Genomic DNA, 13,381 nt, shown 5'->3' on the forward strand with positions numbered 1-13,381 from the left:
AGTTCTTCGCCCCAGATACACCATTTCCTGGGCCACCCCCTCCCCGCCCCTCCCCCGCAAGGGGGGAGGGAGTGCAGGAAGTACGGGGCAGCACGAAAACTCACTCTCCGGCGCGCTTGGCGGCTTTCTCGAACTTCTTGAACACGCGGTCGCGCTTGAGCTTCGACAGATAGTCGACGAACAGCACGCCGTTGAGATGGTCGATCTCGTGCTGGATGCAGGTGGCGTAGAGCCCCTCGGCGTCCTCCTCGTGCACCTTGCCGTCGAGATCGGTGAAGCGCACGCGCACCTTCGCGGGCCGCTCGACCTCCTCGTAATATTCGGGGATCGAGAGGCAGCCCTCCTCGTAGACCGAGAGCTCCTCGGACGCGGAAAGGATCTCGGGATTGATGAAGACGCGCGGCTCGTGCTTGGTCTCGCCGTTCTCGTCGCGCTTGGCGAGATCCATGGTGATCAGGCGCAGCGGTTGCGCGACCTGGATCGCCGCCAGGCCAATGCCGGGCGCGTCATACATGGTCTCGAACATGTCGTCGGCAAGCTTGCGGATCTCCGGCGTGACCTTCTCGATCGGCTTGGAGACCAGACGCAACTGCTTGTCGGGCAGGATGATGATTTCTCTGAGGGCCATGGCGGCGATTTAAGCCGCGCGCCGGATGCGGTCAATGCGCTGGGAACCCGTTAACGGTCCGGTAACCATAAAACTTAGGGTCTCGTTAACCATAAAAAATTAGCGGACTGTTAACCGAACGCGTTCCCTCTTCGTTCGCCTCTGTGTGCGAATCGGCTAGAAGGGCTGCATGAACGAGATCATTTTCATGGCTGGCGACTGGCCGGTGCGCACCATCGATGCGTTGATTGGCTTCGGCGCGCTGGTCATCATCCTGCTCGTGGCGATCGCCACCATCATCGCACGCTCTTCCCGGCGCGGCGCGGAACTTGCGATGGCCCAGACCATCCGGGCCGACGAGCTCGAGGAGCGGCTGAGCGAGATGCTGCGAGCCCAGAGCGAGGCCTCGGGCCGGGTCGATGCCATGACCCAGGCGCTCGCCGGCCGCCAGGCCGAGATGGCGCGCGCGGTCAACGAGCGGCTGGATTCGGTGACCCATCGCGTCGGCCAGTCGATGGAGCACTCGACCCGCAACACCATGGAGAGCCTGCGCGCACTGCACGAGCGGCTCGGCATCATCGACAGCGCGCACAAGAACCTCACCGACCTCACCACGCAGGTGACCACCCTGCGCGACGTGCTCGCCAATAAGCAGTCGCGCGGTGCGTTCGGCCAGGCGCGGATGGAAGCGATCGTCCAGGACGGACTGCCGAAGGGCTCCTACGAGTTCCAGTTCACGCTCTCGACCGGAAAGCGGCCGGACTGCGTGGTGTTCCTGCCGGATCAGCGGCCGCTCTGCATCGACGCGAAATTTCCGCTGGAAGCCATGACCGCGCTGCACGATGCGCGCAGCGATGAAGAGCGGCGAATTGCCACGCAGAGGCTGCGCGGCGACGTCATGAAGCATGTCAGCGACATCGCCGAAAAATATCTCGTCACCGGCGAGACCCAGGAGATGGCGCTGATGTTCGTGCCGTCGGAATCGGTCTACGCCGAGATCCATGACGGCTTTGACGACGTGATCCAGAAGGCCTATCGCGCCCGCGTCGTGCTGGTGTCGCCTTCGCTCTTGATGCTGGCGATCCAGGTGATGCAGCAGATCATGAAGGACGCGCGCATGCGCGACGCCGCCGACCAGATCCGCACCGAAGTGATCAAGCTCGGCGACGATCTCGGCCGCCTGCGCGACCGCGTGCTGAAGCTGCAGAAGCATTTTTCCGACGTGAACGAGGACGTGCGGCAGGTGCTGATCTCCGCCGACAAGATCGAAAAGCGCGCCGGAAGAATCGAAGAGCTCGATTTCAGCAAGAGCGACACGCCTGAGGGGCCGCGATTGGTGACAAGCGCGCCCGAGCTGTTCCCGCGCAAGCTCCAGGCGGGGGAGTGATTCTCCTCCCAGGTCCGGTACGCTGTCGCCCCAATTTCGCTGTCGTCGCCCGGCTTGACCGGGCGACCCAGTATTCCAGAGACGGCAGATGGGCGCACGCAGCTACTACGTCTACATTCTCGCCAGCAAGATTGGTGGCACGCTCTACATCGGCGTGACCAACGATCTCATCCGCCGGGTGGCAGAACATAAGCTGAAACTGATTGAGAGCTTCACGAAGGACTACGACGTCGTAAGGCTCGTCTACTTCGAGCAGTTCGATGATCCCGAGAATGCGATCAAGCGGGAGAAGCGGCTGAAGAAGTGGAAGCGCGCGTGGAAAATCGCGCTGATCGAGAAGGACAACCTAGACTGGAACGATCTCTATTCGGGAATAGCGGGTCCCCGATAACTTCGGCCTCTTGAATACTGGGTCGCCCGGTCAAGCCGGGCGACGACACCTCGCTTGTGGCGGCCAGAATCTGCTAACACCTCCCCATGACCGCACCCGACGCGACTTCCGGAACTGCCCCGGCGACCGCCGGCACTGAGGCCTCCGCCGCCTCCTGGCGCGATAGCCTTGCCGTGTACCTGCAACCGCGGGTGCTGATCGTGCTATTTCTCGGCTTTTCCTCCGGGCTGCCGCTGGCGCTATCGGGATCGACGCTTTTGGTGTGGATGCGGGAATCCGGGGTCGATCTCGGGACCATCGGGCTGTTCGCGCTGGTCGGCACGCCCTACACGCTGAAGTTCCTGTGGGCGCCGCTGGTGGATGCGCTGCATGTGCCGCTATTCACGCGCGCCTTCGGCCGCCGGCGCGGCTGGCTCTTGTTCTCGCAGCTTCTGCTGATCGTCTCGATCCTGCTGCTGGCGCTGACCGATCCGGCGCGCTCGCCATTCTTCGTCGCGGTCGGCGCGCTGCTCGTCGCGACGACATCGTCGACGCAGGACATCGTGGTCGACGCTTTTCGCGTGGAGAGCCTGCCTGAAAGCGAGCAGGCCGCCGGCATGGCGTCCTATGTCGCAGCCTACCGCATCGGCATGCTGGTCTCGACAGCCGGCGCGCTGTTCATCGTCTCCGGCTTCGAGGGCACCGGCATTGCGAGGTCGTCCGCCTGGATGTGGGGCTATGTGGTGATGGCGGCGATGGTGCTGATCGGCACGATCACGGCGCTTATCGCGACCGAGCCCGAGCAATCGGTGCGGGCCGAAGCCGCGACGCAAGCCGAAACCGCGATCGCGCGCGTGCTGCATGCCGCGATCGGCGCCTTCTCGGAATTCCTGTCGCGCAAGGATGCGCTCGCCGCGCTCGCCTTCGTTGTACTGTTCAAATTCACCGACGCATTCTCAGGCACCATGACGGCGCCGTTCGTGATCGATCTCGGCTTTTCCCGCAACGACTATGCGGCGATCGTGAAGGGTGTCGGCCTTGCTGCAACGCTGATCGGCGGCTTCGCCGGCGGTTTCGTCGCGCGGCGCTATTCGCTGGCGACGAGCTTGTGGATCGGCGGCGTGGTGCAGGCGATCGCGAACCTGTCCTTCTCCTGGCTCGCGCTGGTCGGCACCAACCAATGGGCGCTCGCATTTGCCATCACCTGCGAGAATTTCACCAGCGCTATCGGCACCGTGATCTTCGTCGCCTACCTCTCGGCGCTGTGCCAGAATCCGCTGCACACCGCGACACAATATGCACTGCTCACCGCGCTCGCCGCCGTAGGACGCACATATCTGTCTTCGGGCGCAGGGTTCGTCGCGAAGCTGACGGGCTGGCCGCTGTTCTTCATGATCTGCGTCGTGGTCGCGGTGCCCAGCCTGATCCTGCTCGCGTACTTGCAGAAGCGCAGGCATTTCGAGACGCTGGGGCCGGTGCGGGTTTGATCACCGCTCGCTGTCATGCGCCGCGGAAGGGGGGCATCCAGTATTCCAGAGACAGTAGTGATTGACCGAGAGGCCGCGGCGTACTGGATCGCCCGGTCGAGCCGGGCGATGACACTGAAGTCGTGGAGAGGTCCTTGCCTCCCTACTGCTTCTTGATCAGGCTCCACTTCGTGATCACGGCCTCGCTCATCTGGCCGGCATCGCTGGCGCAGGCGATCTCGTCGACCTTGACCGAGATCTCCTTGCCGACGAGCGATTTCAACTGCGTGGCCTGCGCGTCGCTCGAGGTGACGAGTTGGAAGGTCTCGGGTCCCGTCTCGAGATTGCACAGACCACTCGGCGGCGGCAGGCGGCGCGGCTCGGACGTGATCAGGTAGGTCGCAACCCTCTTGCCGCCGTTCTTGACGTCGCGCACGCGCATGGCGTTCAGCTCGCCAGAGAGCACGTCGCCGGTGTTGATCGGCTTGCCGGGCTTCGGCGGCGGAGGCGGTGCCTCGTCGCCGGGCTGCGCGGCGACGGCGGGTGTCACCAGCGTCATCATCGTCGCGACCAAGGCCAGCCGTTTGGCGAATCGTTTCGTCATGTCGTCCGTTCCGTAACTTCCGTGGGATTGCTAGAACAGGGTGCGCTGCCGCATCGCGGCCGATAGCGTACCTTCATCGAGATAATCAAGCTCGCCGCCGACCGGCACGCCATGGGCGAGCCGCGTCACCTTGACGTTGGCGTCCTGGAGCAGGTCGGTGATGTAATGCGCGGTGGTCTGGCCGTCGACCGTCGCGTTCAGGGCAAGGATGATTTCGTGCACCTGCGCATCATGCGCGCGGGCGACCAGCGCATCAATGGTGAGATCCTGCGGGCCGACGCCGTCGAGCGGCGACAATGTCGCGCCAAGCACATGATAGCGGCCCTGCGTCGCGTTGGCCCGTTCCAGCGCCCAGAGATCGGCGACGTCGGCGACGACGACGATGATTGAGGGATCGCGCCGCGGATCGGTGCAGACCGTGCAGGGATTTTGGGTGTCGATATTGCCGCAGGTCTTGCAGACCTGGACCTTGTCGAGCGCGACCTGCAAGGCGCCCGACAGCGGCATCATCAGCGCCTCGCGCTTCTTGATCAGATGCAGCGCCGCGCGCCGCGCCGAGCGCGGACCGAGGCCCGGCAGCCGCGCGAGAAGCTGGACCAGCCGCTCGATCTCGGGACCTGCAACTGCGCCCATGTTTATTGGCCGAACAGCCCCGGCGGCAGGCCGAGCCCGCCGGTGAGCGACTGCATCTTTTCCTGCATCGCCGTCTCCGCCTTGCGGCGCGCATCGCTGAATGCGGTGACGAGCAAGTCCTCGAGCACCTCGCGCTCTTCCGGCTTCATCAGCGAGGGATCGATCCTGACGCCCTTCACGTCCATCTTCGCGGTCATGCGCACCGCAACCAGGCCGCCACCGGAGATGCCCTCGACCTCGACATTGCCGAGTTGCTCCTGCATCTCCTGCATCTTGGATTGGAGCTGCGCCGCCTGCTTCATCATGCCGAGAAAATCAGCCATCGGTTATGTCCTTGGAAAGCTGGCTCAGAGATCGTCGCTGTCGGAACCGTCGACCGGATCATCACTGCCATAGTCCGAGTTAATATTGGATTCCGGCGCCTCGGGGGCAAGCCTGCGAACCTCGACGACCTTCGCACCGGGAAAGCGCGACAGCACCTCCTGCACGCGCGGATCGGCCTCGGCGGTACGCGCATGCTCCTGCTTGGCGGCCTGGTTGACCGAACGCAGCGTCGGCTGGCCCTGCTCGTTCGAGACGATCACTGTCCAGCGGCGGCCGGTCCAGAGCTCGAACTTGCGCGCAAGCTCGGTGATTGTCGTCTTGGAGGCGTTGGGTTCGAGCGCAACCTCCAGCCGCCCCTCCTCGAAACGGACGAGGCGCATATCGCCTTCAAGCGCGCCCTTGGTCATGAGATCGCGCTTCTGCCCGGCGAGCGCGACGAGCTGGGTGAAGCTCGTGATGCGCAGCGCGGGCGCGGCGCCCTGCGGATCGGGCGCGGGAGCCGCCATCTGCGGCCGGGCACCGCCGCCGAACGATGACGGCGGCGAGGTCGGCATGCGGACCGGAGCAGCGGAGGCCACCGGCGCTGCCGGCGCACTGCGCGTCGCGCTTCCGCCGCCGGCGCCTAGCGATCCGCCGCCATTCTGCTCCAGCATCTTGATCGCTTCGTCCGGGGTCGGCAGGTCCGCGACATAGGCGATGCGCACCAGCACCATCTCTGCGGCGGCCGCAGGCCGGGTCGCGGCCTGCACCTCGGTGATGCCTTTGAGCAGCATCTGCCACATCCGCGACAGCACCCGCATCGAGATCTTCGCGGCGAAATCGCGCGCGCACAACCGCTCGGTCTCGCCATAGGCGACGTTATCGGCGGTCGCCGGCACGATCTTCACCCGGGTGACGAAGTTGACGAATTCGGCGAGGTCCGAGAGCACGACGATCGGATCGGCACCGGTGTCGTACTGGTCGCGGAACTCCTTGAAGGCGGCCGCGATGTCGCCGCGCACCAGCGAATCGAAGAGGTCGATGACACGGGTGCGGTCGGCGAGCCCCAGCATCTGCCTGACGGCATCGGCCTTCACCTGGCCCGCCGCATGCGCGATCGCCTGATCAAGCAGCGACAAGGAATCGCGCACGGAACCTTCCGCCGCGCGCGCGATGATGCCGAGCGCCTCCGGCTCGATCTCGACGCTCTCTTTCGCCGCGATGTTGGCGAGGTGCTTCATCAGCACGTCGGCCTCAACCCGGCGCAGGTCGAAACGCTGGCAGCGCGACAGCACGGTCACCGGAACCTTGCGGATCTCGGTGGTCGCGAACACGAACTTGGCGTGCTCCGGCGGCTCTTCCAGCGTCTTCAGGAACGCGTTGAACGCCGCCGTCGACAGCATGTGGACTTCGTCGATAATGTAGACCTTGTAGCGGGCGCTGGCCGGCGCATAGCGCACGCTGTCATTGATTTGGCGGACGTCGTCGACGCCGGTGTGCGAGGCGGCGTCCATCTCCAGCACGTCCATGTGCCGGCTTTCCATGATCGCCTGGCAATGCACGCCCAGCGTCGGCATATGGATGGTCGGGCCCTTCACCGAGCCGTCCGGCATCTCGTAGTTGAGCGCACGGGCGAGGATGCGCGCGGTGGTGGTCTTGCCGACGCCGCGGACGCCGGTGAGGATCCAGGCCTGCGGGATGCGGCCGGTTTCGAACGCGTTGGAGACGGTACGGACCACCGCCTCCTGGCCGATCAGGTCCTCGAAGCTGGAGGGGCGGTATTTGCGCGCCAGCACCCGGTAAGGCGCGGCGCTGTCGTTATTGGGAGGGGCGCCAGCATCGGTCATCGGTCGATCCGCAATGAAATGTCTCTCGGCTGGCTTTTGCGGAAAGGAGCGCGCGGGCGGCTATTGCCGCCAGCGCAATTCGCTCGAAAAAACAGGTAGGAGACTGACGAGCGACCCGATCCAGACCTCGTTAGGGCTGCTTCCTTCCGGACCTGACCCGGTTGGCGAGTGGCTCGTCCACCGCCAATCTCCCGGTCCCTATTTGGAGCTAAAAGGCTCGGAAAGCAAGCGGGGTATCGCCTGATAAGGGCTTTGGCCTTTCGCCTTGCCCAGCATCCGGGCAATTCCCGGTCTGCCCAGCCGATAGGTTGTGCGTGTGCGACGGCGTCGTGGTCGAGAAAGTCCGTCGCGGCAGGTGATCGACGCGCCGCGCGGGATCGCGACGCGCGCGTTCCTCAGCTATTTCCACCGCACCGGCGCGCTGCGGCCGGGCACAACGGCATCGTGATGCCCGACATTAATCGCGTCTATCTCGTCACCGGCGCCGCCAGCGCCATCGGCACGCCTCCGGACGAGTTCCGCCGCGCGATGGACGAATCCGCGCTGACCTTCACGCGGCCGGTCGATGCCGCGCTGTCACTGCCGCGCCGCTCGGCGCTGGAAGCATTGGTGCGCCTCACCGCGGTCGAGCTCGCCAAGGACGGCATCACCGTCAACGCGGTTGCGCCCGGCCTCATCGTCAAGGACAAGCCGAGCGAGAGCAGACTTTCGCCCGAGCAGATCGCAGCGACGGAAGCGCTGATCCCGATGCGCCATCGCGGACGCCCGGACGAAGTGGCCGAGATCATCGCCTTCCTGGCCTCACCGAAAGCGGTCGCGATCGAGATGGCGCTGCTCGATATCGTCGGGAAATCGTCCGGGCTTTCGGTTGCCGACCTGCTCGGCGGCCGCGTGCGTGATACGATTCCCCTCTCGCTCTCGATCGCCGATCTGGATTTCGCCGCCGATCTGGTGGAGGCGTAAAGGCGTGTCGGCATAGCGGCCGGAGTTGCCGCAAACTCAATCGTCGTCCTGGGCAGGCGTAAGCGCAGACCCCGAGAAGTCGTTGCGACGGCTGGTGGCCGCCAGCGTGCTCGACAACTCAATCCTGTGGTTATCGCGACGCGCGCAAGCGCTCGCGCGGGGGTCCCGGATCGGCGCTTCGCTACGGGACAGCGCTACGCTTGCCCGCGACGATGATTGAGTATGCGGGCTGCGCAGAGCGCGATCCTTCCCCTATCGGAAGCGGTATCGTATGGTCGGGACCAACCAATCAGAGGCCTTGCCTCTCCGCCCGCTTCCGTCGGGCCATCCGGAAACCCTTCATGCCCGAACCCGCCTGGTCGCTGCACTCCCGCTTGAAAGAGGACACCATCGATATCGGCGATCTGCCGCTGTCGAAGGTGCTCGTCATCAAGGACGCTCATTACCCCTGGCTGCTGCTGGTGCCGCGGCGCGCTGACACGGTCGAGATCATCGATCTCGATGAGGTGCAGCAGGCCCAGCTCATGACGGAGATCTCGCGCGTCTCGCGCGCGCTGAAGGAGATCACCAAATGCGACAAGCTCAATGTCGCAGCGCTGGGCAATCTCGTGCCGCAGCTTCATGTTCACATCATAGCGCGACGAACCGGCGATGCCGCCTGGCCGCGGCCGGTGTGGGGCGTGATGCCGCCCTTGGCACATGACGCCACCGAGGTGCAGAATTTCATCAGCGCGCTTCGCCGCAAGATCTGGTTGGGTTGAAAGAACAAGAAATGTCAGCATTCAGTTCGTTTCCGCTGGGGCAACCGGCCTTCGTCACCAACGTCCTCGATCGTGCCGCGCATCTGCGCCGCGATGATGAAAAGCTGTTTGCGATGGAGCAGAAGCCGTCGTCGCGCGCCTACGTCGTCTACCGCGACTCGCTGCTGGTGAAGCGCGAGGGCGAGCGCGTGCGCGCGCTGCTGTCGATCGACGAGGCGCTGAAATGCGGCGCCAACCCCGGCACGATCTTCTTGGGCCTGCGCGACGGCGCGGCGGTGTTCGGCATGGGCCTGTCGCAGGCCGCGGCCGAGAAGATGGTCGGCCGCGACGACTACACCGTCACCGAGCTGCGCGGCATGGCGATGCAGGGCGCGATCCCGCCCGATGAACTCTCAGCGGTCGCGATGGCGAAATCGATGGTGAGCTGGCACCAGCGCCACGGCTATTGCGCCAATTGCGGCACGCGCAGCGCGATGAAAGAAGGTGGCTGGAAGCGCGATTGCCCTGCTTGCAAGGCGGAGCATTTCCCGCGCACCGATCCGGTGGTGATCATGCTGGTAGCCTCCGGCGACAAATGCCTGCTCGGCCGCCAGAAGCACTTTCCGCCGGGCATGTATTCCTGCCTCGCCGGCTTCGTCGAGGCGGCCGAGACCATCGAGGACGCCGTGCGCCGCGAAATCCTCGAGGAGTCCGGAATCCGCTGCACCGACGTCCAGTACTACATGACCCAGCCCTGGCCCTATCCCTCGTCGCTGATGATCGGCTGCAGCGCGCGGGCGCTCAATGAGGACGTCGTCGTCGACCGGACGGAGCTGGAGGACGCACGCTGGTTCACGCGCGACGAAGCACGCCTGATGCTGGCGCGAACCCATCCCGACGGGCTCGCTGGCCCGCACCCCTTCGCCATCGCGCATCATTTGCTCGGACGCTGGGTGCACGACGCCAGCGGCGACTAGCGGCACGGGTCGATGGCTTCAACAAGAATCGCGCCGCGCATCCTCTGCGTCGGCATTCCCGTGCGCGACCTCAGCTTTCGCGTCGAGGGCGTGCCCAAGCGTGGCAGCAAGGCCAACGCCAACGATCTCACGGAAATCTGCGGCGGCAACGCGCTCAATGCCGCGATTGCGATCGCGCGGCTCGGCGGCCGCGTCGCCTTCGCAGGTCCCATGGGCGATACGCGGGAGACATCCAGCGGCTTCATTCTCGAGCGGATGGCCGTTGAGGGAATCGACGCCAGACACGTCATCCGCATGCCGGGCCTGACCACGCCGGTCTCGGCGATCATGATCGAGCCCTCCGGCGAGCGGACGCTCGTCATCTATCGCGACCCGGCTCTGTGGACGGTGAGACTGCCCGATGCCGATGAGCTGCTCGCCGACTGTCGCGCGATCCTGGTCGAAAGCCGCTGCGCTGCATTCTGCGGCGATCTCTGCACCGAGGCGCACCGGCGCGACATTCCCGTCATCGTCGGCGTCGATCGCGCGATGTCGCTGAGCGACAGCCTGCTCACGGCCGCCTCACATCTCCTGTTCGCGAGCGAGCAAGTGCAGGAGACTGCAGGCGCTGCCGACGACGAGGAGGCACTGCGGATCTTGGCGAAGCTGACGCCGGCCTTCCTGGCCGCCACCCGCGGCCCGCACGGCACGGTCTGGCTGAACGAGGCCGGCGCATTGGAGGAGACACCGGCCTTTCCCGTCCAGGCCGTGGACACGCTCGGCGCCGGCGACATCTTCCATGGTGCCTTCACGCTGCGCCTCGCCGAGGGAGAGGACGTGCGCGAAGCGCTGCGATTTGCCGCGGCTGCGGCCGCGCTGGAATGCACACGCCTCGGCGGCGGCCTGGCCGCCCCGCAACGTATTGAAGTTGAAGAGTTTTTGCGCGCACCGCGGGGACTCGACCCCGGCCCGTCGCCAAGAATATAGGCTTGCTATAGAAGGATTTTCTCTATATCAGGGAAATCGACCCTTGAAATGGAACAAAGTTCTTCAGATGACCGACTTCGCCGTCCCGATCCCCGAGACCAGCCGCCGCCTCGACGCCATCGACCGCAAGATCCTGATGGTGCTCCAGGAAGACGCCTCCTTGTCGGTTGCCGAGATCGGGGACCGGGTTGGGCTGTCCTCGACGCCCTGCTGGAAGCGCATCCAGCGCCTCGAGGCCGACGGCGTGATCCTGAAGCGGGTGGCGCTGGTCGACCAGAACAAGATCGGGCTCGGTATCTCCGTATTCGTCTCGGTCGAGAGTTCCGACCATTCCGACGCCTGGCTGAAGAAGTTCGCCGAGGCTGTCAGCGCCATGCCCGAGGTGATGGAGTTCTACCGGATGGCCGGCGACGTCGACTACATGCTGCGCGTCGTGGTGGCGGACATGCAGAGCTACGACGTCTTCTACAAGAAGCTGATCAGTGCCGTGCCGCTGAAGAACGTCACTTCGCGCTTTGCGATGGAGAAGATCAAGTCGGTCACCGCGCTGCCGATCCCGGCGGTGGTGGCGACGTAAGCGCGCCAGGGCCGGCGAGAGTTCGACCTTTCTTCAACCAGAGATTTACGCGCGGTTAGCTTCGTGACGATATGATCCTCGCTGATGGAGTCGGGGAACGTCGTCAGAAGGACATGGCTGCCCGCATGGCTTCCCGCAGCAGCGTTGCTGCTGGTGAGCTGGGTTGCGGTCGCAGCATTTTCGTTGCAGGTGCGACCGGACGCCGAGGTGGTGGCCGTGGCATTCCCGCCATGGTGGAATACCCAGCGGGCGTTGCTGGCCGCCGCATCGGCGAATGCCGCGTTCGTGCGAATGACGGCTGTGCCTTCCGTCCTGGTGCTGCGCCCCGACGGCCACGACGGATTGAAAAAGCTGCGCGAGGCGGGGGCCTGGCTGGCCCTCGACCCGCAAGCGATCGATGCCTGTTTCAAAAACAAATCATTGGGGATTGGGGAATGACCTTCGAAGGTGATGAGCTGGCAATCCTGCGCGAAACGGCGAGCAAGATATTGTTCGCGGTACTCTGGTTGCATGTCCCGATCGCCGTCGTCGTCGGCCTGACGCTCGGGACCGGCTGGCTCATGCCGGCAGCGTTTATGGCCGCGATGGCGCTGGCGTCGACCGCGTCATGGTATCTCGCGGGGAACGAGGCTTCGACCCGCATGATCGTTGCCGTCGCCCTGATGGCCGGCGTGTCGATGCTGGTCTTCCAGTTCGAAGGTCATGCGTGGCAGGTCGACATGCACATGTATTTCTTCGCGGCGCTCGCATGTCTCGTCGCCTATTGCGACTATCGGCCGATCGTCGCAGGCACGGTCGCCGTTGCATTGCACCATCTGACGCTGAACTTCTTTTTGCCCGCGGCCATCTACCCGGGCGGCGCCGATTTCGGCCGGGTCGTCCTCCATGCCGTGATTCTCGTGATCGAGGCCGGCATCCTGATCTGGCTCGCGCACACGCTCACGCAACTGTTCGAGATGGCAGCACGGAAGACAGCGGAAGCTACAGCCGCAAGCGCTGCCGAGGCCCGCGCCAACGCCGAGCGAAATGAGGCTGAACAGGCCAAGCGAAACCGGGACGAAGGCAGGCGCAAACTCGCAGCCGGCTTCGAGCAGAGGATCAGCGACGTCGTCGAGGCGGTTGCGCTGGCAGCAAGCGAGATGCGGCAACTCTCGGCGTCCATGAACGGCAGCAATGCCGAAGCAATCCAGCAGACGACTGCGGCAACCGCGGCCTCGACGCAAGCCTCGGCAAATGTGGACACCGTTGCAGCAGCGACAGAAGAGCTCACGGCTTCGATCAACAGCATCGCCGAGCAAGTGACGCGCTCCGCCCAGATTGCGGCCAAGGCAGCCGACGAAGCCCGTCGCACGAACACCGTCGTGGAAATGCTTGCTGCCGGCACGCAGAAGATCGGGGAGGTCGTGACGCTGATCCAGAGCATCGCGAGCCAGACCAACCTCCTGGCCTTGAATGCGACCATCGAGGCGGCCCGCGCCGGCGAACACGGCCGCGGGTTTGCAGTCGTCGCGAGCGAGGTCAAGGCCCTGGCCAATCAAACGGCAAAGGCGACCGAGGAAATTTCGGCGCAGATCCAGGAGATTCAGGCCGCGACCGGCGAGGCCGTCAGCGCGATCTCGGCGATCGGCGGCACGATCGCCGAGATCGATCGGATCTCCGGCGAGATTGCAGCCGCTGTAGATCAGCAGGGCGGCGCGACGCGTGAGATCGCCGGAAACCTGCAACAGGCGGCCGACCGTACAAGGGACGTCAACAAGAACATCATCAGCGTCAGCCACGCCTCCGAAGAGGCAAGCCAGGCGACCGCGCGGCTGCTCGATGCCGCGAATGGCCTTTCGTCGCAGTCCGATCGCCTGAAATCCGAGGTCGCCGCTTTTCTCGGCTCGCTCCAGGCGGCCTGAGCCGCCCTCGCAACGCATCAACGGCGGCGTTCCGGTGATC

Annotated in this window: 14 protein-coding genes, 1 other RNA gene and 1 pseudogene; 10 read left to right on the plus strand and 6 right to left on the minus strand. The window is 64.9% G+C overall.

The window, feature by feature from the left end; genetic code table 11:
- Positions 1–100 precede the first annotated feature (100 nt).
- Positions 101–628, minus strand: a complete 528-nt coding sequence (def, locus tag MTR72_RS38060; RefSeq protein ID WP_280967976.1) for a peptide deformylase — start codon at positions 626–628, stop codon at positions 101–103.
- Between the two features lie 169 nt (positions 629–797).
- Between def and MTR72_RS38065 the strand changes: the two genes are divergently transcribed.
- The 3 genes from MTR72_RS38065 (at position 798) to MTR72_RS38075 (ending at position 3,851) form a co-directional block, all read left to right on the plus strand.
- The gene (locus tag MTR72_RS38065) at positions 798–1,994 is read left to right on the plus strand and encodes a DNA recombination protein RmuC (protein WP_280967975.1); all 1,197 of its coding nucleotides are present in this window, start codon (positions 798–800) and stop codon (positions 1,992–1,994) included.
- An 88-nt stretch (positions 1,995–2,082) separates the two neighbouring features.
- The gene (locus MTR72_RS38070; RefSeq protein WP_341512181.1) at positions 2,083–2,385 is read left to right on the plus strand and encodes a GIY-YIG nuclease family protein; all 303 of its coding nucleotides are present in this window, start codon (positions 2,083–2,085) and stop codon (positions 2,383–2,385) included.
- 86 nt (positions 2,386–2,471) lie between these two features.
- Entirely contained in the window at positions 2,472–3,851 is a 1,380-nt protein-coding gene (locus tag MTR72_RS38075) for an AmpG family muropeptide MFS transporter (protein ID WP_280967973.1), read from the plus strand.
- A 142-nt stretch (positions 3,852–3,993) separates the two neighbouring features.
- Here the strand turns inward: MTR72_RS38075 and MTR72_RS38080 are convergent, their stop codons facing one another.
- From MTR72_RS38080 to ffs, 5 genes are all read right to left on the minus strand, one after another.
- Positions 3,994–4,434 carry a hypothetical protein gene (locus tag MTR72_RS38080; protein ID WP_280967972.1) on the minus strand — a complete coding sequence of 147 codons (441 nt, stop codon included), beginning with the start codon at positions 4,432–4,434 and terminating at the stop codon, positions 3,994–3,996.
- Positions 4,435–4,464: 30 nt separating this feature from the next.
- The gene (gene recR / locus MTR72_RS38085) at positions 4,465–5,067 is read right to left on the minus strand and encodes a recombination mediator RecR (RefSeq protein WP_063678502.1); all 603 of its coding nucleotides are present in this window, start codon (positions 5,065–5,067) and stop codon (positions 4,465–4,467) included.
- A gap of 2 nt (positions 5,068–5,069) precedes the next feature.
- Positions 5,070–5,390, minus strand: coding sequence for a YbaB/EbfC family nucleoid-associated protein (locus MTR72_RS38090; RefSeq protein WP_280967971.1), 321 nt, complete (start codon positions 5,388–5,390; stop codon positions 5,070–5,072).
- Positions 5,391–5,414: 24 nt separating this feature from the next.
- Complete coding sequence (locus MTR72_RS38095) at positions 5,415–7,217, minus strand: DNA polymerase III subunit gamma/tau (protein WP_341512182.1); 1,803 nt, start codon at positions 7,215–7,217, stop codon at positions 5,415–5,417.
- A gap of 95 nt (positions 7,218–7,312) precedes the next feature.
- Positions 7,313–7,409: signal recognition particle sRNA small type (ffs, locus tag MTR72_RS38100), an RNA gene on the minus strand.
- A 336-nt stretch (positions 7,410–7,745) separates the two neighbouring features.
- Here ffs and MTR72_RS40650 point away from each other — a divergent pair.
- The 7 genes and pseudogenes from MTR72_RS40650 to MTR72_RS38135 form a co-directional block, all read left to right on the plus strand.
- Positions 7,746–8,168, plus strand: a pseudogene (locus MTR72_RS40650) (SDR family oxidoreductase); the annotation flags it as partial.
- A 353-nt stretch (positions 8,169–8,521) separates the two neighbouring features.
- Positions 8,522–8,941, plus strand: coding sequence for an HIT domain-containing protein (locus MTR72_RS38110; protein ID WP_280967968.1), 420 nt, complete (start codon positions 8,522–8,524; stop codon positions 8,939–8,941).
- An 11-nt stretch (positions 8,942–8,952) separates the two neighbouring features.
- The gene (nudC, locus tag MTR72_RS38115) at positions 8,953–9,897 is read left to right on the plus strand and encodes an NAD(+) diphosphatase (protein WP_280967967.1); all 945 of its coding nucleotides are present in this window, start codon (positions 8,953–8,955) and stop codon (positions 9,895–9,897) included.
- 12 nt (positions 9,898–9,909) lie between these two features.
- Positions 9,910–10,863: a sugar kinase gene (locus MTR72_RS38120; protein WP_341512184.1), complete on the plus strand. Its 954-nt coding sequence runs from the start codon at positions 9,910–9,912 to the stop codon at positions 10,861–10,863.
- A gap of 67 nt (positions 10,864–10,930) precedes the next feature.
- A complete protein-coding gene (locus MTR72_RS38125; protein WP_280971181.1) occupies positions 10,931–11,440 on the plus strand; it encodes an Lrp/AsnC family transcriptional regulator in 510 nt (169 codons plus the stop codon).
- Positions 11,441–11,524: 84 nt separating this feature from the next.
- The gene (locus MTR72_RS38130; RefSeq protein ID WP_280967965.1) at positions 11,525–11,878 is read left to right on the plus strand and encodes a hypothetical protein; all 354 of its coding nucleotides are present in this window, start codon (positions 11,525–11,527) and stop codon (positions 11,876–11,878) included.
- Entirely contained in the window at positions 11,875–13,341 is a 1,467-nt protein-coding gene (locus MTR72_RS38135) for a methyl-accepting chemotaxis protein (RefSeq protein WP_280967964.1), read from the plus strand. Before MTR72_RS38130 ends, MTR72_RS38135 begins: the two co-directional genes overlap by 4 nt.
- Positions 13,342–13,381: the final 40 nt, after the last annotated feature.

It is taken from the genome of Bradyrhizobium sp. ISRA442 (assembly GCF_038085055.1).
Lineage (GTDB): Bacteria > Pseudomonadota > Alphaproteobacteria > Rhizobiales > Xanthobacteraceae > Bradyrhizobium.

Bases quoted from the DNA above. Each gene is read 5' to 3' on its own strand.
- def (WP_280967976.1), bottom strand. From the start codon at position 628: ATGGCCCTCAGAGAAATCATCATCCTGCCCGACAAGCAGTTGCGTCTG.
- MTR72_RS38065 (WP_280967975.1), top strand. From the start codon at position 798: ATGAACGAGATCATTTTCATGGCTGGCGACTGGCCGGTGCGCACCATC.
- MTR72_RS38070 (WP_341512181.1), top strand. From the start codon at position 2,083: ATGGGCGCACGCAGCTACTACGTCTACATTCTCGCCAGCAAGATTGGT.
- MTR72_RS38075 (WP_280967973.1), top strand. From the start codon at position 2,472: ATGACCGCACCCGACGCGACTTCCGGAACTGCCCCGGCGACCGCCGGC.
- MTR72_RS38080 (WP_280967972.1), bottom strand. From the start codon at position 4,434: ATGACGAAACGATTCGCCAAACGGCTGGCCTTGGTCGCGACGATGATG.
- recR (WP_063678502.1), bottom strand. From the start codon at position 5,067: ATGGGCGCAGTTGCAGGTCCCGAGATCGAGCGGCTGGTCCAGCTTCTC.
- MTR72_RS38090 (WP_280967971.1), bottom strand. From the start codon at position 5,390: ATGGCTGATTTTCTCGGCATGATGAAGCAGGCGGCGCAGCTCCAATCC.
- MTR72_RS38095 (WP_341512182.1), bottom strand. From the start codon at position 7,217: ATGACCGATGCTGGCGCCCCTCCCAATAACGACAGCGCCGCGCCTTAC.
- MTR72_RS38110 (WP_280967968.1), top strand. From the start codon at position 8,522: ATGCCCGAACCCGCCTGGTCGCTGCACTCCCGCTTGAAAGAGGACACC.
- nudC (WP_280967967.1), top strand. From the start codon at position 8,953: ATGTCAGCATTCAGTTCGTTTCCGCTGGGGCAACCGGCCTTCGTCACC.
- MTR72_RS38120 (WP_341512184.1), top strand. From the start codon at position 9,910: ATGGCTTCAACAAGAATCGCGCCGCGCATCCTCTGCGTCGGCATTCCC.
- MTR72_RS38125 (WP_280971181.1), top strand. From the start codon at position 10,931: ATGACCGACTTCGCCGTCCCGATCCCCGAGACCAGCCGCCGCCTCGAC.
- MTR72_RS38130 (WP_280967965.1), top strand. From the start codon at position 11,525: ATGGAGTCGGGGAACGTCGTCAGAAGGACATGGCTGCCCGCATGGCTT.
- MTR72_RS38135 (WP_280967964.1), top strand. From the start codon at position 11,875: ATGACCTTCGAAGGTGATGAGCTGGCAATCCTGCGCGAAACGGCGAGC.